The sequence below is a fragment of the Nocardioides sp. NPDC054178 genome (assembly GCF_055585005.1).
On sequence record NZ_JBVJKY010000002.1, the window covers coordinates 498,887 to 517,967 of the forward strand.

At 69.0% G+C, this 19,081-nt stretch carries 21 protein-coding genes; 5 read left to right on the forward strand and 16 right to left on the reverse strand.

Annotated elements, in window-relative coordinates; translation table 11 throughout:
• Nucleotides 1–16: 16 nt before the first annotated feature.
• From ACZ6WN_RS09090 to ACZ6WN_RS09130, 9 genes are all read right to left on the reverse strand, one after another.
• Nucleotides 17–382, reverse strand: a complete 366-nt coding sequence (locus ACZ6WN_RS09090) for a YrdB family protein (protein WP_465864204.1) — start codon at nucleotides 380–382, stop codon at nucleotides 17–19.
• Nucleotides 383–453: 71 nt separating this feature from the next.
• On the reverse strand, nucleotides 454–1,452 hold the full coding sequence (locus tag ACZ6WN_RS09095) for a cytochrome d ubiquinol oxidase subunit II (protein WP_465864205.1): 999 nt from the start codon (nucleotides 1,450–1,452) through the stop codon (nucleotides 454–456).
• Entirely contained in the window at nucleotides 1,449–2,834 is a 1,386-nt protein-coding gene (locus ACZ6WN_RS09100; RefSeq protein ID WP_465864207.1) for a cytochrome ubiquinol oxidase subunit I, read from the reverse strand. The genes ACZ6WN_RS09095 and ACZ6WN_RS09100 overlap by 4 nt, the downstream gene beginning before the upstream one ends.
• Nucleotides 2,835–2,909: 75 nt before the next feature.
• Nucleotides 2,910–3,668 (reverse strand): DinB family protein, encoded by a 759-nt coding sequence (locus ACZ6WN_RS09105; RefSeq protein WP_465864208.1) that lies wholly within the window; start codon nucleotides 3,666–3,668, stop codon nucleotides 2,910–2,912.
• Nucleotides 3,669–3,706: 38 nt separating this feature from the next.
• Nucleotides 3,707–4,465: an enoyl-CoA hydratase-related protein gene (locus ACZ6WN_RS09110; protein ID WP_465864210.1), complete on the reverse strand. Its 759-nt coding sequence runs from the start codon at nucleotides 4,463–4,465 to the stop codon at nucleotides 3,707–3,709.
• Nucleotides 4,466–4,513: 48 nt separating this feature from the next.
• Nucleotides 4,514–5,887, reverse strand: coding sequence for an ABC transporter substrate-binding protein (locus ACZ6WN_RS09115; RefSeq protein ID WP_465864211.1), 1,374 nt, complete (start codon nucleotides 5,885–5,887; stop codon nucleotides 4,514–4,516).
• A 42-nt stretch (nucleotides 5,888–5,929) separates the two neighbouring features.
• Nucleotides 5,930–6,856 carry a carbohydrate ABC transporter permease gene (locus tag ACZ6WN_RS09120; protein ID WP_465864212.1) on the reverse strand — a complete coding sequence of 309 codons (927 nt, stop codon included), beginning with the start codon at nucleotides 6,854–6,856 and terminating at the stop codon, nucleotides 5,930–5,932.
• Nucleotides 6,853–7,767, reverse strand: coding sequence for a carbohydrate ABC transporter permease (locus ACZ6WN_RS09125; RefSeq protein ID WP_465864213.1), 915 nt, complete (start codon nucleotides 7,765–7,767; stop codon nucleotides 6,853–6,855). The genes ACZ6WN_RS09120 and ACZ6WN_RS09125 overlap by 4 nt, the downstream gene beginning before the upstream one ends.
• 97 nt (nucleotides 7,768–7,864) lie before the next feature.
• A complete protein-coding gene (locus ACZ6WN_RS09130; protein WP_465864214.1) occupies nucleotides 7,865–8,545 on the reverse strand; it encodes a dihydrofolate reductase family protein in 681 nt (226 codons plus the stop codon).
• 43 nt (nucleotides 8,546–8,588) lie between these two features.
• Between ACZ6WN_RS09130 and galE the strand changes: the two genes are divergently transcribed.
• Nucleotides 8,589–9,566: a UDP-glucose 4-epimerase GalE gene (gene galE, locus ACZ6WN_RS09135; protein WP_465864216.1), complete on the forward strand. Its 978-nt coding sequence runs from the start codon at nucleotides 8,589–8,591 to the stop codon at nucleotides 9,564–9,566.
• Between the two features lie 121 nt (nucleotides 9,567–9,687).
• Here galE and ACZ6WN_RS09140 read toward each other — a convergent pair whose 3' ends face one another.
• The 3 genes from ACZ6WN_RS09140 to ACZ6WN_RS09150 form a co-directional block, all read right to left on the reverse strand.
• Complete coding sequence (locus tag ACZ6WN_RS09140; protein WP_465864218.1) at nucleotides 9,688–10,239, reverse strand: hypothetical protein; 552 nt, start codon at nucleotides 10,237–10,239, stop codon at nucleotides 9,688–9,690.
• Nucleotides 10,217–10,657: a helix-turn-helix domain-containing protein gene (locus ACZ6WN_RS09145; protein ID WP_357334340.1), complete on the reverse strand. Its 441-nt coding sequence runs from the start codon at nucleotides 10,655–10,657 to the stop codon at nucleotides 10,217–10,219. The genes ACZ6WN_RS09140 and ACZ6WN_RS09145 overlap by 23 nt, the downstream gene beginning before the upstream one ends.
• A gap of 141 nt (nucleotides 10,658–10,798) precedes the next feature.
• Nucleotides 10,799–11,755: an asparaginase gene (locus tag ACZ6WN_RS09150; RefSeq protein ID WP_465864219.1), complete on the reverse strand. Its 957-nt coding sequence runs from the start codon at nucleotides 11,753–11,755 to the stop codon at nucleotides 10,799–10,801.
• Nucleotides 11,756–11,783: 28 nt separating this feature from the next.
• On the opposite strand from ACZ6WN_RS09150, the gene ACZ6WN_RS09155 reads away from it, so the two are divergent.
• A complete protein-coding gene (locus tag ACZ6WN_RS09155; protein ID WP_465864220.1) occupies nucleotides 11,784–12,719 on the forward strand; it encodes a sulfite exporter TauE/SafE family protein in 936 nt (311 codons plus the stop codon).
• A 3-nt stretch (nucleotides 12,720–12,722) separates the two neighbouring features.
• Here ACZ6WN_RS09155 and ACZ6WN_RS09160 read toward each other — a convergent pair whose 3' ends face one another.
• The gene (locus ACZ6WN_RS09160; RefSeq protein ID WP_465864222.1) at nucleotides 12,723–14,105 is read right to left on the reverse strand and encodes a sugar nucleotide-binding protein; all 1,383 of its coding nucleotides are present in this window, start codon (nucleotides 14,103–14,105) and stop codon (nucleotides 12,723–12,725) included.
• A gap of 6 nt (nucleotides 14,106–14,111) precedes the next feature.
• On the reverse strand, nucleotides 14,112–15,110 hold the full coding sequence (gene rfbB, locus ACZ6WN_RS09165; RefSeq protein ID WP_465864224.1) for a dTDP-glucose 4,6-dehydratase: 999 nt from the start codon (nucleotides 15,108–15,110) through the stop codon (nucleotides 14,112–14,114).
• Nucleotides 15,111–15,204: 94 nt separating this feature from the next.
• Here rfbB and rfbA point away from each other — a divergent pair, with 94 nt between their 5' ends.
• Nucleotides 15,205–16,077 (forward strand): glucose-1-phosphate thymidylyltransferase RfbA, encoded by an 873-nt coding sequence (rfbA, locus tag ACZ6WN_RS09170; RefSeq protein WP_465864226.1) that lies wholly within the window; start codon nucleotides 15,205–15,207, stop codon nucleotides 16,075–16,077.
• A 61-nt stretch (nucleotides 16,078–16,138) separates the two neighbouring features.
• Here the strand turns inward: rfbA and ACZ6WN_RS09175 are convergent, their stop codons facing one another.
• Both ACZ6WN_RS09175 and ACZ6WN_RS09180 read right to left on the reverse strand, forming a co-directional pair.
• The gene (locus ACZ6WN_RS09175) at nucleotides 16,139–16,510 is read right to left on the reverse strand and encodes a phosphomannose isomerase type II C-terminal cupin domain (RefSeq protein ID WP_465864228.1); all 372 of its coding nucleotides are present in this window, start codon (nucleotides 16,508–16,510) and stop codon (nucleotides 16,139–16,141) included.
• Between the two features lie 140 nt (nucleotides 16,511–16,650).
• Nucleotides 16,651–17,817 (reverse strand): nucleotide sugar dehydrogenase, encoded by a 1,167-nt coding sequence (locus ACZ6WN_RS09180; RefSeq protein ID WP_465864230.1) that lies wholly within the window; start codon nucleotides 17,815–17,817, stop codon nucleotides 16,651–16,653.
• A gap of 89 nt (nucleotides 17,818–17,906) precedes the next feature.
• Here ACZ6WN_RS09180 and ACZ6WN_RS09185 point away from each other — a divergent pair, with 89 nt between their 5' ends.
• Together ACZ6WN_RS09185 and ACZ6WN_RS09190 are read left to right on the forward strand one after the other, a co-directional pair.
• Nucleotides 17,907–18,194, forward strand: a complete 288-nt coding sequence (locus tag ACZ6WN_RS09185) for a helix-turn-helix transcriptional regulator (RefSeq protein WP_465864232.1) — start codon at nucleotides 17,907–17,909, stop codon at nucleotides 18,192–18,194.
• Nucleotides 18,194–19,045, forward strand: a complete 852-nt coding sequence (locus tag ACZ6WN_RS09190) for a HipA N-terminal domain-containing protein (RefSeq protein ID WP_465864234.1) — start codon at nucleotides 18,194–18,196, stop codon at nucleotides 19,043–19,045. Before ACZ6WN_RS09185 ends, ACZ6WN_RS09190 begins: the two co-directional genes overlap by 1 nt.
• Nucleotides 19,046–19,081: the final 36 nt, after the last annotated feature.

Below are 19,081 nucleotides of genomic sequence, written 5' to 3' on the forward strand. Positions count from 1 at the left end.
GTGCCGAGTCGGCTCGTCATGACGAGCCGACTCGGCGCATCTGGTCGGCGGGCAGGCGGCTGATCGCCGGCAGCTGAGCCAGGCCGTTGACGACGACCGAGAAGACCAGCAGGGCGAGCGCCCATCCCGGGTGACCGGCGTCGAGGAGCGCCAGCGAGGCGAGCCCGAAGACGATCACCTTGGCGACCGGCCGGACGACGGGACCACCGCGAGGCGCCCTCGGCGAGGCGAAGGCCCACCAGACGAACATCGCCACCAGGGGCAGCAGCCAGACCAGCAGCCAGCGCGGATCGTGCTGCCAGCCCCACACGCCGAAGGCGGCCATCGCCAGCAGCTCGTCGAGGAACACCAGGGTCAGCACGAACCAGCCGAAGACAGCCACGGCGACATCGTAGGGTCGGCCGGCGTACACGGCGTCTGAATATTGCGCCACGGCCCGAGCCTCGTCGAGGCTCACCTGCTCCATCGCTCGGTCTGAGTGAGCCGGAAGAGCAGGACCAGCGGAGGTCCGACCACGACCCCCGCGATCGCGACGGCCACCAGCAGTGCCCTCGAGGTCGCCTCGGCGCCGCCGGCATCGGTGAGAAGAACCTCGTCGACCAAGAGCCACGGATACTGGCCGACTCCCCAACCCGAGATGACGGTGGCCACCGCGATCAGGGCCGGCAGCCGGGCGACGGCGAAGCGTTTCTTCCACAGCAGCCACAAGGTGGTCACCCCGGCCAGGAACGAGCAGACGATCAGCGGCGCGGCTTGGGTCTCCAACCCCTTGGCCAGCGTCGGCGCATCCATCTGGATCGGGATCAGCGCGACGAAGACGACCAATCCCGTGACCAGCCCGACCCCGAGGGTCCGGACCTGGAGGGTCGAGGCCAGAGCCGGCCTGCCACCACGTACGGCGTCAGCGCAGAGGAACACACCTGCCAGGAAGGCGCAGGTGCCGACCGCGATGATCCCGCCGAAGATCGAGGTCGGGTTCATCCATGACGACCAGCGGTCGCCGTAGCCCTCGGCAGGCACCCTGCCGGAGGCGATCGCTCCCGCCACGGTCCCCAGGAAGAACGGCGTGATGATCGAGGAGGTCGCGAAGACGACACCGAACGTACGAGCCTGGGACAGCGTCGCGGAGTACTTGCGGAACGCGAACGATGCACCTCGGAGCACGATGCCGAGCAGCGCCAGCAGCAACGGCACGATCAACGTCGTCATCACTGCGGCGAACGACTCCGGGAACGCGGTCCACCACACCACCAGGCAGTAGATCAGCCACACGTGGTTGACCTCCCACACCGGCCCGATGCTGTGGTCGACCAGCGTTCGGAGCTCCGCACCCCGACGCGCTCCACCGGCGGTGAGGTCGAAGAAGCCGGACCCGAAGTCGGCGCCGCCGAAGAGTGCGTACGCCAGGACTCCGACGAAGAGCGCCGCCGCTACGGCCACCTCCAGGCTCATCGCCGGCCGTCCTCCGAGAGCGCCGCCGGGCCGTACGGGCTGGGCAGGTCCTCACCGCCCTCGCGCCACCGTCGCGCCATCGAGCGCAGCACCAGGACCGCACCGATCGTCAACAGGGTGTAGACCACCAGCATCGTGCCGAAGACCCACCACAGGCCCGGGTTGTCCCCGGCGGCGTCGACGGTGCGCATGATGTCGTAGACGACCCACGGCTGGCGCCCGACCTCGGTGGCGACCCAGCCGGCCTCGAGCGCGATCACGGCCAGCGGTCCGGCTGCGACCGCGAACCAGCAGAACCATCGGGTCTCGAGCAGGTCGCGACCGCGCCAGCGCAACAGCCAGTAGCCGATGACGGCCAGCATCAGCAGTGATCCGATACCGATCATCGTCTGGAACGCGAGATGGGTGATGTTGACCGGCGGGACGTCGGAGGCAGGGAAGGTGTCGAGCCCGCGCACGGGCAGGTCGAAGCTGCCACGGGCGATGAAGGAACCCCAGTTGGGGATCTCGATGAAATAGCGCGGTTCGCCGTCGATCATCACCCCGCCCAGGCGCAGCGGCGCCGGCAGCTCGGTGGTCTCGGCCAGCTCGAAGGCGGCCAGCTTCGCCGGCTGCGTCTCGCCGAGGCGGATGCCGAGGACGTGTCCGACAACGGGCTGGAACACGGCAGCCACCGAGGCGAAGACGAACGGCACCGTGAAGCCGAGCCGGTGATGCGGGTCCCGCCGCCCCCGCAGCGCACCGGCGGCGTACACCGCTGACACGACGAAGCCGGCCACCATGAACGCGGCCAGCCACATGTGCAGGAACTGCAGCAGCGCGCCCTGGTTGAACATCGCCTTCCACGGTTCGACGTCGACCACGTCACCTGCGGCGTTGATCCGGAAGCCGGTGGGCATGTTCATCCAGGCGTTGACCGAGATGACGCAGAAGGTCCCGAAGATCCCGGCCGCCGCCATCGGAACCAGGCAGAGCAGGTGCAGGCGCGGCGACATCCGCCCCCAGCCGTACAGGTACAGGCCGAGGAAGATCGCCTCGGTGAAGAACGAGAGCCCCTCGAACGCGAACGGCAGCCCGAGAACGTCGCCGAACTTCTCCATCAGTCCCGGCCAGAGCAGTCCCATCTCGAAGCTGAGCACGGTGCCGGAGACCGCACCGATCGCGAAGAGAACCGCGGAGACCTTCGCCCACCGTTTCGCCAGGGCGAGCGCCACCTCGTTGCCACGGAGCCCGAGGAGATGGACGACGAAGATCATGCTCGGGAAGGCGACGCCGAAGCAGGCCAGGATGATGTGCCACCCCAGCGAGAAAGCCATCTGCTGTCGCGCCGGCAAGAGCCCTGCGGGCTCCTCGGCTGCAAGCGCAAGCGCTTCGGCGATCACGGTTCGAGCCTACGCACACCGGACCAAACGACCACCAACTGCCCGTACGGCAGGCTCGACGCCCGAGTCGGCGGCTCAGTCCCGCGTCGTCAGAACCGCCAGGTCACGGACGGCATAGCGGTGGTGCTCGGCCTCCTCGGCGAGCACGACCTTGAGGCAGCGGCGAACGGTGTAGTCGGCCTCGGGGTTGTTGCCGACCGGGGTGCGGGCACAGAGCCGGTCGAGCCCCGCATCGGTGATCCCGGAGACGAGCTCGCGCATCGTCGCCATCCGGGCGAGACGGGGCTCGAGGACCTCCGCCAGCGTCGGGTCGGCGTCGACGGCGAGTCCCATGGCCGTCTCGTCCGAGCCGCCGGGGACGTACCCGAGCGGGTGGTGGGGATCGTCCTCCTCCAGGATCGGGTTGCCGAGCCACTTGTCGCTGGCGTGGAGGAGGTGACGCAGGGTCTCGACGAACGACCACTCCTGGTCGACCCGCTCGTGGAGCAGCTTCTCCGGCAGCGCCCGGACACGCTCGACCGTGGCCGCCCAGGTCTCCTCGATGGCCGCCCAGGCCGCCCGGATCTCGGCCGCGGTCTCCGCCTCACGGGCCAGCACCCGGTTGGGCTCGGCCCGGTCGAGCTCGGCCTCGACGTACGCCGTGACGTCGACGTCGTTGACCACGACCCGCCCGAAGTCGCCGGCGAGATAGACGTCGCGGCCGTAGCAGTCGACGACCTTCAGCCGCTCCTCGAACCAGCAGTCCCGGATCTCCAGACCGCTGACATCGCTCTGCCGGATCAGCGCGTCGCGGAACAGGTCGCTGTCGACGTACGTCTTCGGCTCGGTAGGCATACGCCATGGTCGACCCGCCCGGCGCACGCGTCAACGGACTATCTGAAGGCCGGCTTCTCCTTGGCCAGGAACGCGCGTACGCCCTCCTTGAAGTCGGCGCCCGTGTAGACCTCGCGCAGCAGGTCCTCATCGCCCTCCGGCGAGGCCTCCGCCCGGGCGGCGTACGCGGCGAGCTGGCTCTTCGTGGCCCGGACCGTGACGCCGGAGAGCGGCAGGATGCCCTCGACCAGCGCGTCGACCTCGTCGGCGAGCGAGTCGGTGACGGCGCTCAGCGCGCCGGTTGCGTAGGCGCGGTCGGCGCCGACGAGCCGGGCGGCGAGGAGCATCTCCCGCACGATCGGCTCGCCGAAGACCGCTGTCGCGCGGTAGACGATGGAGGCCGCGAGCGCGTTGCCGAGGGTCTTCGCGATCGGGTAGCCGAAGCGGGAGTGGGGTGTCGCGACCCGCAGGTCGCAGTGGGTGGCGACCGCGAGCCCGCCCCCGACACAGACGCCGTCGACCGCGGCGATGGTGACCTGCGGGAGCGCGAAGAGCTTCTCGAGCAGCGCTCGGATCCAGTCCTCGTAGTCCACCGCGTCGCGGGAGAGGAAGTCGGAGATCTCGTTGCCGGCGGCGAACGCCCGGCCGCCCGCGCCGGTCAGCACCAGCACCTTCACCGACTCGTCCGTCGCCAGCTCGTCGCACAGATCGTGCAGCGCCGCGTACATGGCGTGCGTGAAGGCGTTGTGCTTCTGCGGCCGGTTGAAGGTCACGCGTACGACGCCCGGGCGCCGCTCCACTACCAAGTCCTCGCTCACGAGAACCGAGCGTAGGGCACCCCGCGGGGTGCCCTACGCGGGTGTTCATCAGATGTGCGGCTTCACCTGGTCGGTGTAGATCTTCTCCAGCGCCGCCTTCAGGCTGTCCATCTCGGTCTGGACGTCCTTGTTCTCGGTGAGGATCGAGGCCATGTGGTTGGCCATCTCCAGGTCCCCGCCGGGCAGGAAGACGCGGGCGTAGTCCTGCGAACGGGTGTTGGGGAGCTGGTCGATCGCGACCTGCGCCTGCGGGGTCTTCTGCAGGATCGCGGCGGGGTCGGCCGACTTGCGGATCGGCACATAGCCGGTCGCCTCGGAGAACTTGATCGCCTGCTCGGGCTCGGTGAGGAACTTGGTGAAGGTGCCGGCCGCGAGCTGCCGCTCGGGGCTGATGTCCTTCGGGATGCCGACGCCCGAGCCACCGGTCGGGCAGATCTTCTCGCTCTCCACCGGCCCCGCGGGCAGGGGCGCGACGCCGACGTCGAACTTCGCCGAGGTGATCGCGTTGATCAGGTCACCGGTCGAGCCCACCGTGGCGCTGGCGACGCCCGCGGCGAAGTCCTGGATCTGGTCGACACCGGCGACCCCGGCGACCTTGTCCTGGTAGACCCAGTCCTTGAGGAAGGAGAGCGCCTCGACCGACTCGGCCGAGTTGCAGGTGATGTCGAAGGACTCCTCCTTCGACCAGCCGCCGCCCCAGCCCCACAGGTTGTTCTGCAGGGTCCAGCCGGCGTACCCCGCCAGGGCCGGGAACTGGAAGGCGAACTTCGCGCCGCTGGCCTCGGCGAGCTTGGTCGTCCACTCACCGAACTCCTCCCAGCTCTGCGGGCCCTGGTCGGACAGCCCGGCCTTCTTCCAGTGGTCCTTGTTGTAGTAGAAGAGCGGCGTCGAGCGGGCCCACGGAACCGCCCAGTGGGCGTCGTCGTAGAGGTAGTCGCCCAGCAGCGAGTCGACGTAGTCGTCGGTGTCGAACTCGAGCGCCTCGAAGAGGGAGTCGAGCGGGATGATCTGGTCGTTCATCTTGTAGCGGAACCACCACACGTCCGACAGGTTGATGATGTCGGGCAGGTCGCCGCCGGTCTGCGCGGTCTGGAACTTCTGCGCGATCTCCTCGTAGTCGGCACCGGCCGTGACGAGCTTGACGGTGATGTCGGACTGGGAGGCGTTGAAGGCGTTGACGATCTCGGTGCTGACCTTGATCGAGTCACCCGGGTTGGAGGTCCAGAAGGTGACCTCCTTGGCCGGCTTCACGCCGCTGAAGTCGATCTGCTCGACGGCGCTGGCGCCGCCACCGCCGCTGGTCGAGGGGCCGCCACCGCAGGCGGAGAGCGCCGCCGCGGAGATGCCCAGGGCGCTGAGGCCGAGGAACCGTCGTCGGTCCAGGATCAGACCCGAGCGATGCAGGTTGGACGAGGTGTTCATGAAGCATCCTTTCCCTGTTGTGCCAACTGTGGGCTGAGAACGTCAGCCTTTGACGCCGCCTTGGGTGAAGCCGTTGACGATGTGTCGCTGCAGGAACGCGAAGACGGCGAGGATCGGCAGCAGCACCATCACGGTGCCGGCCATCAGGACGCCGAACGAGCTGGCCGCGGACTCGCTGTTCTGCAGCAGCGTCAGACCGCGCGGCAGCGTCATCATCTCGGGATCGGTGATGATGATCAGCGGCCACAGGTAGTCGTTCCACTCGTAGACCACGCTGACCAGGGCGACGGTCGCGATCGACGGCAGCGACATCGGCACCACGCAGTGCCACAGCCTCCGCCAGTGGCCGGCGCCGTCGAGGTGGGCCGCCTCGATCACCTCGTAGGGCAGCTGCAGGAAGGCCTGGCGCAGCAGGAACGTACCGAAGCCCGTGCCGAGGCCCGGCAGGATGAGGCCCCAGTAGGTGTTCTCGCCGCCGAGGCTGCTGATGAAGACGTAGTTGGGCAGCGCGGTGACCTGGGGTGGCACCATCATCGTGGCGAGCACGCCCCAGAAGACGTACTTCTTGCCGGGGAACTCGCAGAAGACCAGGCCGTACGCCGTCAGGATCGCCAGCAGCACCTTCAGCCCCGCGCCGACGACCGTGACGATGCCGGAGTTGAGGAAGAGCCGCGCGAAGGGAACCTTCTGCGCGGCCTCGGAGTAGTTCTCCGGCCGCCAGACCTCGGGGAAGACGACCAGGTCGGTGGTCGCCAGGTCGCCCGGCCCCTTGAAGGAGGCCAGCATCATGTAGCCCAGCGGCAGCACGACGACGAGCACCGCGAGCAGGAGCACCAGGTAGTCGCGCACGGTCAGCGGCGTCAGCCGCAGCCGGCGTGAGGGAGCAGCGGCGCTCGTCGGGGTCCCCGACCGATCGTTCGCCGCAGAGGCGACGCGGCGGGAGATGCGGGGCCGAGTGGGTTCGGTCATCGGTAGTGGACCCGCCTCTCCACGACGATCAGCTGGACGAGCGTGAGCACCACGAGGATCGCGAAGAGCACCGTGGACAGCATCGCGGAGTAGCCCGCCTGGCTCTGCTCCTTGAAGCCGGTCAGGTAGGCGTCGAAGATCAGGGTGCGGGCGCCGCGGCCGAGCTTGTCCATCGCGATCAGCAGGTCGAAGGCCTGCAGGCTGTTGAGGATCGTGGTGACCATCAGGAAGAACGTGGTCGGTGACAGCAGCGGCAGCGTGACCGTGAAGAACCGCCTCACCGGGCCGGCACCGTCGAGATCGGCGGCCTCCAGCACATCGCCCGGCACCGCCTGCAGCCCGGCGAGGTAGATGACCGCGGCATAGCCGAGGTTCTTCCAGACGTAGACGATGGTCACCATCGTCAGCGTCCACGGAGGCGAGTTGATCCACTCCGGGCTGTTCAGGCCGACATCGCGCAGGATCGCGGAGAGCGCGCCGATGTTGGGGTCGAAGATGTAGAGCCAGGCGAGACCGACGCCGTAGCCGGAGAGGATGTAGGGCGCGAAGACCGTCGCCTGCGCGAACCCGGCACCCGGGAGCTTGCGGTTGAGCGCCAGCGCAACACCGAGGCCCAGGGCGAGCGTGAGGCCGACGGTCGCGACGGTGAAGACCGCCGTCGTGGTCAGCACCCTGCTCGCCTCACCGGAGGTGAAGAAGTCGCGGTAGTTGCCCAGCCCGACCGGGGTCGCGAACTTCGAGCCCAGCGTCCAGTTGAGCGTCGAGTAGTAGATGTTCTGGAAGAGCGGTCGGTAGGTGAAGACCACGATCAGCGCAACATTGGGCCCCACGAACGCCAGAAAGATCAGCCACTCCCGCAGACGTCTTCCCGAGAGTGCCTGACGTGGTCGCTTGGTGGTGACGGCCGTCATACCTGGCACGATCGGTGAGTCAAGCGGCTGGTACGGACCCCGTCAAGAGTAAAACTCTCGGTCTCAAGATTTCGTTACCGGAAACTGACCGTGAACGTCAGGTGGTTACGAGCCAGCGTCCCAGCAGCGTGCCGTCGTGCTCGATGAGGGATCCCAACGACACCGGTACGTCGGTGGGCGGCCCGGCCACGATCCGCCGGCCGTCGCCGGCGAGGAGCTTGGGCGTGATCGTGTGACAGAGCTCGTCGACCACACCTGCCTCCAGCAGCGAGCCGAGCAGGGTGGGCCCGCCCTCGCAGAGCACGTGTCGCATGCCCTCCTCGTGCAGCCGGTCGAGGAGCGCCGACAGGTCGACCTCGGAGGTGCCGGTGACGTAGACGTTCTCCTCCCCGATCTCCTCCCGCGCGGCGTCCAGGCCGGGAGCCTCGGCCACCGTGGCGAGCCGGACCGCGCCGGGCACGCGGCCGCGGAGCTCGTCGGGAACGCGGCCGCGGCGGGAGACGACGACGATCGGCGCCCCCTCCCCCTTGGCGGTGTACGTCTCGGCGACGGCCGTGCCCGCGCCGACCAGGACGGCGTCGGCGAGGTCGCGCAGGAGGTGGAAGACGTCGACGTCGACGGCGTTGTTGACGGTGCCCGAACGGCCGTCGGAGCCGGTCGCCGCACCGTCCAGGGAGCTGACCATGTTGGCCCGCAGCCACGGCAGACGGGGCGGGGCGTAGAGGGCACGCAGGCCCTCGGGGGTCGTCGGGTCGCCGTCACCGTGCAAGAGCCTCACCCCGCAAACCTAACCGGTCGGGGCACCCCGCTATCTTCGTCGCATGAGTTGGTTGGTTACCGGAGGCGCGGGCTACATCGGATCGCACGTCGTGCAGGCACTGCTCGACGCGAGCATCGAGCCGGTCGTCATCGACGACCTGTCCTCGGGGTTCGCGAAGTTCGTGCCCGACAACGTCGCGTTCGTCGAGGCGACGCTGCTGGACAGGTCCGCGATCGAGCAGGCGATCACCGACCACGGCGTCGAGGGCGTCATCCACCTCGCCGGCTTCAAGTACGCCGGCGTGTCGGTGCAGCGGCCGCTGCACACGTACGCGCAGAACGTCACCGGCACCGCCAACCTCCTCCAGGCGATGACGGACACCGGTGTCGACAAGCTGGTCTTCTCCTCCTCCGCCGCCACCTTCGGCACCCCCGACGTCGACGTGGTCACCGAGACCACGCCGACCAACCCGGAGAGCCCCTACGGCGAGTCGAAGCTGATCGGCGAGTGGCTGATCGCCGACGTGGCGCGTGCCGAGGGGCTCGCGCACACCAGCCTGCGCTACTTCAACGTCGTCGGCTCCGGCAGCAAGGACCTCTACGACACCAGCCCCCACAACCTCTTCCCGCTCGTCTTCGACGCGCTGGCCAAGGGCAAGACCCCGCAGATCAACGGCGACGACTACCCGACCCCCGACGGCACCTGCGTACGCGACTACGTGCACGTCGCCGACCTCGCCCACTCCCACGTCGTCGCCGCCAAGCGGCTCGCCGAGGGCAAGGACCTCGAGCCGGTCTACAACCTGGGCTCGGGCGACGGCTCCTCCGTGCGCCAGATCATGGACGCCATCCGCGAGGTGACCGGCATCGACTTCGAGCCGGTCATCAAGCCGCGTCGCCCCGGCGACCCCGCCCGCATCGTCGCCACCGGCGAGCTCGCCCGGCGCGACCTCGACTGGGAGATGCGCCACGACCTGCGCTCCATGGTCGCCACCGCCTGGGAGGCTCGCCAGGCTGCGGGTGCCGACTACCCGGGCTGACCTCGGGGCGGATGCTCACCGAGGTAACTCGGTCAACGCCCGCTCCCCTCGTGGAACTCCACGAAATAAGCGACGGCTCACCGAGGTACCTCGGTGAGCCGTCGGTCGTGCTGGGCCAGGATCAGGCCTTCTTGGCAGCCGTCTTCTTGGCCGGAGCCTTCTTGGCAGGGGCCGGCTTCTCGGCCGGAGCGGCCTCGGCCTTGGGGGCCTCGGTCTTGGGCTCCTCGGCCTTGGGCGCCTCGACCGGGGCCTCGGCGGTCTCGGGCTTCTTGAACTTCGCGACGACGGCCTCACCGCGGGTGGCGAGCTTGTCGTAGGTGCCGGTGGCGGAGCCGGTGGTCTCGTCGAGCTTGGCCTTGACGGTGGTCTTCAGCCTCTCGGGAAGAACGGTGTACTGCTCCTTGGCCAGGGCCGGGAGGGTCTTCGGGTCGAAGCCGCTCACGGTGGACTTGGCAGCGGTGGCCTTCTCGGTCGCCTGGGTCCGGTAGGCGGTGGCCTTCTCGGTCGCCTTGGTGCGGGCGTCGGTCAGCTTGGTGGTCGCCTCGGAGCGGTAGTCGTCGACCTTCTTCTGCAGGTCGGTGGCGTAGCTCTTGACGGTCTCGTAGGCGAGGTCGGCGACGCCGGCGACGGCGTTCAGCGGCTTGGTGGTCTCAATCTTGGGCAGCGTGGGCATCTGGGTTCTCCTCGTGATGTGGTTCAGCGGTTTCATCGGCGGCCGGCGCATCGTCGGTGACACGACTGTTGAGAGCAAGGAACGAGTGGTAGACGTCGAGCAGCGAGTGCTTCTGCCGCTCGGTCAGGCTCGGGTCGGCGAGCACGGCGAGCTCCACCGATCCCCCGACGTTGGAGTCGGGGCTGAGGATCCCGGCACGGACATAGACCTGCTCCGCGGAGATACGCAGCGCCTTGGCGATCTGCTGGAGGACCTCAGCCGATGGCTTGCGCAGACCGCGCTCGATCTGGCTGAGGTAGGGGTTGGACACGCCTGCCTGGTCGGCCAGTTGACGCAGAGACATCTCGGCCGAGATCCTCTGTTCCTTCAGATACTCGCCGAGCGTGCCGACCGCACTCGTGACCTTGCTCTTGACCATGACTCCAGTGTGCTAACAATTGCTAGCAATCACAAGTCCTGGGCAACCGAAGTGACACACATCACCCACTAGTTGCTTCATCAACCGGGGGAAACATGCCTGAAACAGGGGGTGCAGCCTCGCTAGCGGACCGCTAGCAGCTCACAGGAGCGCGCGGATCTCCCCCACCCGGCGCCCGCCGCCGAGGATCGGTGCATCGCCGGTCGCCCGCAAGGCGTCCGCGTCGACCCCGTCCAGGTCACCGACCCCGTCACGCAGCAGCGCGGCGGCCATCACCACCGCTCGCGCCCGGTCTCCGCCGTCGTCGGCCTTCACCGTCCACGCGCGGCCGTCGGGAAGCGCGACGGCGTAGACCGCCTCGGCACCCAGCTTGCCGATCAGCCCCGGTACGGCCCGGTGCAGCGCGACCTCGTCGCGCGTGGTGCCCGAGACGTACTCGGGGTGGGACCGGATCGCCTCGGCGACCCGCGCTGCCGGACCGTCGAGCGCCGAGCCGAGCGTCGAGAAGGCCCGCGCCAGCCCGGTCAGCGAGGTGGACAGGGCCGGTGCGCCACAGCCGTCGACGGTGGCGATCGCAGCCTCCCCCGTGCATGCCTCGAGCACTTCCTGGATCCCCTCCTGGAGCGGGTGCTTGGGGTCCAGATAGCCCTCCAGCGGCCAGCCGGCCGCGACGCAGGTGGCGAGCATCGCGGCGTGCTTGCCGGAGCAGTTCATCGCCAGCCGGGTCTTCGGCTCACCGCGCCGGAGCGCCTCCTCCCGCGCCTCGACACCGAACGGATAGTCCTCGATGTTGCCGAGCGCGGACTCGTCCAGGCCGACGGTGGCGAGGATGCGGCGTACGCCTTCCTGGTGGAACGCCTCGCCCGAGTGGGACGCGCAGGCCAGGGCGAGCAGGTCGGGTGGCAGGTCGAGGCCGAGGATCACCATGGCGAGGGCTTGGACCGGCTTGTTGGAGGAGCGCGGCAGGATCGGGGAGTCGACGTCCCCGAGCGACCAGTTCACGGTGCCGTCGGCCGCCAGGGATACGGCGGACCCGTAATGGTGTCCCTCGACGAAGTCGGAGCGGATGATCTCGGCGAACGGCACGGGTGCTGGCATGGGGGCGAGACTATGTGAGAGTTGCCCCGTGTTCGCCGACCTCCTCACCCAAGACGCGTTCAGCGTGCTCGTGGTCAGCTTCGGTATCGGCATCGTCGTCGGGCTGACCGGCATGGGCGGTGGCGCGCTGATGACGCCGGCGCTGATCTTCCTCGGGGTGCCCCCGACGACCGCGGTCGCCAACGACCTCGTCGCCGCCTCGGTCAACAAGTCGGTCGGCGCCGCGGTCCACTGGCGCCACGGCTCACCCAACATCCGGCTGGCGACCTACCTGATCATCGGCTCGGTGCCGTGCGCGTTCCTCGGCACCTTCGTCCACAAGCTGGCACCGGGCGACACCGACCACTTCCTCAAGCTCGTCCTCGGCGGGGCCCTGCTGTTCGCGGCGGCGTCCTACATGTTCCGGATGTACCTGCAGCTGCGCCTGGTCACCGGCGGCAACGAGGCTCCCGAGGAGGACCCCCGCCTGAAGCCGCTGCTCACCATCGTCATCGGCGCGCTCGGCGGTCTCCTGGTCGGCATCACCTCGGTCGGCTCCGGCTCGGTCATCATGATCGCGCTGCTGCTGGTCTACCCGACCCTCTCCGCGGTCAAGCTGGTCGGCACCGACCTGCTCCAGGCGGTGCCGCTCGTCCTGGCCGCCGCGATCGGCCAGGTGCTCAACCACGGCGTCGACTGGGCGGTGCTGATCCCGCTCATCCTCGGCGGCACCCCGGGCACGTTCCTCGGCTCCCGGATGGCGCGCTGGGTCTCCCAGTCGGTCATCCGGCGCGGCATCGTCATCATGCTGACGCTCTCGGGCGCCAAGATGCTCGGCGCCGACGCCACCTTCCTGCTGCTCCTCGGCGGCGCGATGCTGCTCCTCGGCCCGCTCCTGTGGGGCTTCATCCGCCAGTCGCGCGGCCTGGACGCCTTCGACAACAACGCCGCCGCCTGGCGGGTGCCGGAGCGCTCCGAGAAGTAGCTGTCAGGCCTTGAGGTAGCGGCGCAGCGCGTCGAGGTGGTCCTCGGGCTCGAAGCCGGTGGCGGTGAGCTTGTCGAGGGACATCACCGAGTTGAGCGGTCGCGGCGCGACGCCCTCCTTGCCCGCGAAGTAGGCCTCGGTGGAGGTGGCGCCCACATCGGCCCGGTCACGACCCGAGAGCGAGAACACCTCGGCGGCGATGTCGCGCCACGAGCACGGCTCTCCGGCGTTGGTGCAGTTGTAGACCCCGTACGCAGCCCCGGACCGCAGCAGGTGAGCGGTGGCCGCGGCGAGCGTGTCGGTGAAGGTGAGCCGGCCGATCTGGTCGTCGACGACGGTGGGCGAGACGCCCTTTTCGGCGAGAGCCGCCATGGTGCGTACGAAGTTCTTGCCGTCTCCGACGACCCAGGAGGTGCGCAGGATGTAGTGGCGGGGGGCGCCGGCGACGGCGATGTCGCCGGCGGCCTTGGACTGCGCGTAGACGCCGAGCGGCGAGACCGGCTCGTCCTCGGTGTGCTCGGTGGCGGTGCCGTCGAAGACGTACTCGGTCGAGTAGTGCACCAGGGTGAGCCGGTGCTCGGTCGCGACCCGGGCGAGCAGCGCCGGCGCGGTCGCGTTGGCGGCCCAGGCGGTGCGCCGGCCGTCGGGGGTCTCGGCGACGTCGACGGCGGTGTAGGCGGCGGCGTTGAGGATGAGCTGGTAGTCGGGCCACGGCCAGGCCGCGACCGCCTTCTCGTCGGAGATGTCGAGCTCGTCGAGGTCGACGGCGTCCGCACCCGGGAAGACCGAAACGAGGGCCCGGCCGAGCTGGCCGTTGGACCCGATGATGAGGGTCTTCTTCGGCTTCATCGGGGTGATCTCGGCGAGGCGCGGGTTGGCCCTGTCCTTCTCGGAGACCTCCGCGGAGTCCAGCGGGATCGGCCAGGCGATCGCGGCGGTCTCGTCGGCGAGGTTGAGCGCCGGGTAGGCGAACCCGGGACGCCAGTGGTCGTTGACCAGGTAGGAGTAGACCGTGCCGTCCTCCAGCGCCTGGTAGGAGTTGCCCACGCCTCGCGGCACGAAGACCGCGGTCTCCGGGCCGATCTCGACCGAGAAGGTCGTCCCGAACGACGAACCCTCGCGCATGTCGACCCACGCCGCGAAGACCCGCCCGCACGCGACGGAGACGAACTTGTCCCACGGCTCGGTGTGGATGCCCCGGGTCGCGCCCCGGGAGGCGTTGAAGGACATGTTGTTCTGCACGGGCCCGAAGTCGGGGAGCCCCAGCTCCACCATCTTCTCGCGCTGCCAGTTCTCCTTGAACCAGCCGCGGGCATCGCCGTGCACGGGCAGCTGGACGACCAGCAGCCCCGGGATCGGGGTCTCGTCGACACGAAGCTCAGTCACCGCGGATCACTGCCCCTTCGCGGCGTACTTGGCTTCGGTCTCGTGCTTCAGCGGCGACCACCAGGCCTCGTTCTCCTGATACCAGGCGATCGTGGCGGCCAGGCCCTTGTCGAAGTCCTGGTACTTCGGCTCCCAGCCGAGCTCGGTGCGCAGCTTGCCGGACTCGATGGCGTAGCGACGGTCGTGGCCGGCCCGGTCGGTGACCCACTCGATGTCGTCCTCGGGCTTGCCGAAGTGGCGCAGGATCGCACGGACGACGTCGACGTTGGACTTCTCGCCGTCGGCACCGATCAGGTAGGTCTCCCCGATCCGGCCCTTCTCCAGGATCGTCCAGACCGCCGAGGAGTGGTCGTCGGTGTGGATCCAGTCGCGGACGTTGAGCCCGTCGCCGTAGACGCGCGGGCGACGCCCCTCGATCACCTCGGTGATCTGGCGCGGGATGAACTTCTCGACGTGCTGCCAGGGGCCGTAGTTGTTGGAGCAGTTGGAGATCGTCGCGCGTACGCCGAAGGAGCGCACCCAGGCGCGGACGAGGTGGTCGGAGCCGGCCTTGGTGGCCGAGTAGGGCGAGGACGGCTGGTAGGGAGTGTCCTCGGTGAAGCGCTTGGGGTCGTCCAGGTCGAGGTCGCCGTAGACCTCGTCGGTGGAGACGTGGTGGAAACGTACGTCGTGGCGACGGACCGCCTCGAGGAGCACGAAGGTGCCGACGATGTTGGTCTGGACGAACGGCGCCGGGTCGGAGAGGGAGTTGTCGTTGTGCGACTCGGCCGCGTAGTGCACCACGGCGTCCGACTCCGCCACCAGCGGCTCGACGACCGCGGCGTCCGCGATGTCGCCGACCACGAGTTTCACCCGGTCTTCGGGGAGCCCTGCCAGCGATGCCTCCGAGGACGCATAGGTCAGCTTGTCGAGCACCGTCACGTACGCGTCGGTCTCGGCCACGAGGTGGTGCACGAAGTTGGAGCCGATGAACCCGGCCCCACCGGTCACAAGAATCCGTCTCACCGGTTCATCGTAGGCAGAATTCACCACCCGGTGGTCGCCGAGTCCCGGCGGGTTCCCTAGAACGTCGGGTGAACATCCGTAGGATCAAGTGACCATGAAGGGGATCATCCTGGCCGGCGGCACCGGCTCACGTCTGCACCCGATCACTCTCGCGATCAGCAAGCAGCTGATGCCGATCTACGACAAGCCGATGATCTACTACCCGCTGACCACGCTGATGCTGGCCGGCATCCGCGACATCCTGGTGATCACGACGCCCCACGAGGCCTCCGGCTTCCACCGGCTGCTGGGTGACGGCAGCCATCTCGGCGTCAACATCAGCTACGCCGAGCAGCCCTCCCCCGACGGCCTCGCCCAGGCGTTCACGATCGGTGCCGACGTGGGCTTCCTCGACGAGTCCGAGGACGGCGTGGGCCTGGTCCTCGGCGACAACATCTTCTACGGCCCCGGCCTCGGCACCCAGCTGGCCCGCTTCAAGACGATCACCGGCGGCGCCGTCTTCGGCTACCGCGTCGCCGACCCGCGTGCCTACGGCGTCGTCGAGTTCGACGAGAACTTCAAGGCCGTCTCCCTCGAGGAGAAGCCGGAGAAGCCGAAGAGCCCGTACGCCGTCCCCGGCCTCTACTTCTACGACAGCTCGGTCATCGGGCACGCCCGCAACCTCAGGCCGTCCGCGCGCGGGGAGCTCGAGATCACCGACCTCAACCGGATCTACCTCGAGGCCGGCACCCTCTCGGTCGAGGTGCTGCCCCGCGGCACCGCCTGGCTCGACACCGGCACCCTCGAGGACCTCAACGAGGCCGCCAACTTCATCCGCGCCATCGAGCACCGCCAGGGCACCAAGATCGGTGCGCCTGAAGAGGTCGCCTGGCGCCAGGGCTGGCTCTCCGACGAGGAGCTCTCCGAGCTGGCCCAGCCGCTGCTGAAGAGCGGCTACGGGAAGTATCTGCTCGGTCTGCTGGCCTGACCCGGCCCCAGACGGGACGTACGCGGCGGGGCAGGGCCCCGCCGCGTACGTCGTGGTGGTCTCAGGCCGTCGCGGTCCGCTCGGCCTCGGCCCGGCCGAAGTCGTCCTCGAGCCGGACGATGTCGTCCTCGCCGGTGTAGCCACCGCGCTGGACCTCGATGATCGAGAGCGGCTCGTCGGTCTCGTTGCAGATCCGGTGGGCCTGGCCGACGGCGACGTCGACGGACTCACCCGGGCCGGCGATGGTGGTCACGCCGTCGATGATGCAGGTCGCCTTGCCGTAGATGACGACCCAGTGCTCGGAGCGGTGGGTGTGGGTCTGGTAGGAGAGGCGGCTGTTGGGCAGCACCTCGATCCGCTTGACCTTGTAGCCCGGACCGATGTCGATGACGTGCCACGAACCCCAGGGGCGGGTCTCGGAGTCACCAGCCATGATGTTGCCTCATTCCTAGACACTGAACAGAAGACGCGACAATAACTGTACGCATCCGCGCGCGGTTCATCGCGAGTCGATGTTCACCGGTCCGTTACCCGGAGGTCGTCCACCGGTGCTGATCTCACCGCCGGAGCGGCTCAGTCGCGCCCGTAGATGTCGCGCGTGTAGACCTTGTCGGCGACGTCGGCGAGCACCTCGGTGCGCCGGTTGGCGATGATCACGTCGGCCCGCTGCTTGAACTCGTCGAGGTCCTTGATGATCTCGGAGTGGAAGAACTGCGACTCGTCGAGCTCGGGCTCGAAGATGACCACCTCGACGCCCTTGGCCTTGATCCGCTTCATCACGCCCTGGATCGAGGACTCGCGGAAGTTGTCCGAGCCGGACTTCATGATCAGCCGGTAGACGCCGACCACCTTCGGCTCGCGCCGCAGGATGTCGGTGGCGACGAAGTCCTTGCGGGTGGTGTTGGCCTCGACGATCGCCGAGATGAGGTTCTGCGGGACGTCTTGGTAGTTGGCCTGCAGCTGCTTGGTGTCCTTCGGCAGGCAGTAGCCGCCGTAGCCGAAGCTCGGGTTGTTGTAGTGGGAGCCGATCCGCGGGTCCAGGCCGACGCCCTCGATGATCTGGGTCGTGTTGAGACCGTGGGTGGCGGCGTAGGTGTCGAGCTCGTTGAAGTAGGCGACCCGCAGCGCCAGGTAGGTGTTGGCGAACAGCTTGATCGCCTCGGCCTCGGTGGCACCGGTCATCAGCACGGGTACGTCCGGGTCGAGGGAGCCCTCGAGCAGCAGCTCGGCGAAGCCCTTCGCGGCCGCGGAGTCGTCGCCGACGACGATGCGGGAGGGGTGGAGGTTGTCGTGGAGCGCCTTGCCCTCGCGGAGGAACTCGGGGCTGAAGAAGAGCGTCGCGTCGGGGTGCTGCTGTCGCTTGGCTGCGATGTAGCCGACCGGGATGGTCGACTTCACCACGATCGCCGCCTCCGGCGCGTAGCTCACCGCGTCGGCGATCACGCCGTCGACGCTGGAGGTGTCGAAGTAGTTCGAGGCCTCGTCGTAGTTCGTCGGGGTGGCGACGATGACGTACGCCGCGTCGGCGTAGGCGTCCTCCTTGTCGAGGGTCGCGCGCAGGCCGAGCTCCTTGGTGGCCAGGAAGCTGGTGATCTCGGCATCCTCGATCGGGGTCCTGGCCGCGTTGACCAGGTCGACCCGCTCCTGGGAGATGTCCAGGACGACGACGTCGTGCTTCTGGGCGAGCAGGACGGCGAGCGACATCCCGACGTACCCCACGCCGACAACGGTGATCTTCATGATCGGACTGTAAGCACCGGTTCGAGCCGTGCCCCAGCCACTTTCGCCCTCCATGTTCCCGTACGGGAACATCGCGTAGAGTGTTCACCGTGCCGTCGCCGTACCTGACCTCACCGGCCGCCTTCGGGTCAGCCGTGCGGACGGCCAGGCGCCGCGCCGGCCTCACCCAGGAGGACCTGGCCCACCGCGCCGGCGTGGGCCGGCGGTTCGTGGTCGACGTCGAGTCCGGCCACCCGCGCGCCGAGCTGGGCAAGGCGCTCGCGCTGCTGGAGGTGCTCGACGTCTATCTGGCGCCCACCCAGCTCCCCCCGATCGCGCCGCCCCTGGAGGACGTCGACCTCGACGCCGTCCTGGCCCACTGCCTGACCGGTCCCTGATGCGCGAGCTGTACGCCTTCGCCGGCCGCCGCCGGATCGGCACCTTCCGTCAGGTCGGCGACCAGGTCGACTTCACCTACGCCGAGACCGCCGGCCCGACACCGATCTCGCTCTGCCTGCCGCGCACCGGCCCGGCTCTCGTCCCGGGAGCCGCCCGCGCCTGGCTGGACAACCTGCTCCCGGCCCGCGAGGACGTACGCCGCCGATGGGCGCGCGAGCGAGGGCTGCCGGACACCGAGCCGATGACGCTGCTCGCCTCCTACGGCGACGACCTCGCCGGCGCGGTCTCGCTCTCGGCCGACCCCGACCTGCCCTGGCGCCGGGCGCCGCATCCCGTCGAGGTGCCGCTGCCCGAGATCGCGACCCGGCTCGCGGCGCTGCGCAACCAGCCCACCTCCTGGCTCGACCAGCGGGCCCGTCCCCGGTTCTCCCTCGGTGGCCACCAGGGGAAGTTCGCGCTGCGGCGGGCCTCGGGGACGTGGTTCTGGCCGACGTACGAGCACCCCTCGACGCACATCCTGCGCCCGACCACGGCCGAGGAGGCCAGCGCTCGGATCGCGGAGCTCGACCGGGCCCGCGCCGCCGGGATCCCCGCCGCCCGCACCGAGCTGGTGACCTTCGGCGCGCAGCCGGCGCTGGTCGCGGAGCGCTGGGACCGGCTCGGCGGCCGGCGCATCCACGCCGAGACGATCCGCCAGGCGCTGGCACTCCGGCCAAGCGAGGAGACCGACCGCGGCGGCGTACGCGAGCTGTTCCTGCGCCTCGGGCTGAACCTGGAGCCGGCCGACGACGTCGACGGGATCGCCTTCCTGCTGGCCGGGAGCCGGGTCGTGGTGGCGCCGCGGCGTTGAGGCATCTCACCGTGCGGGTGGTGTGAGCGGAGGCGA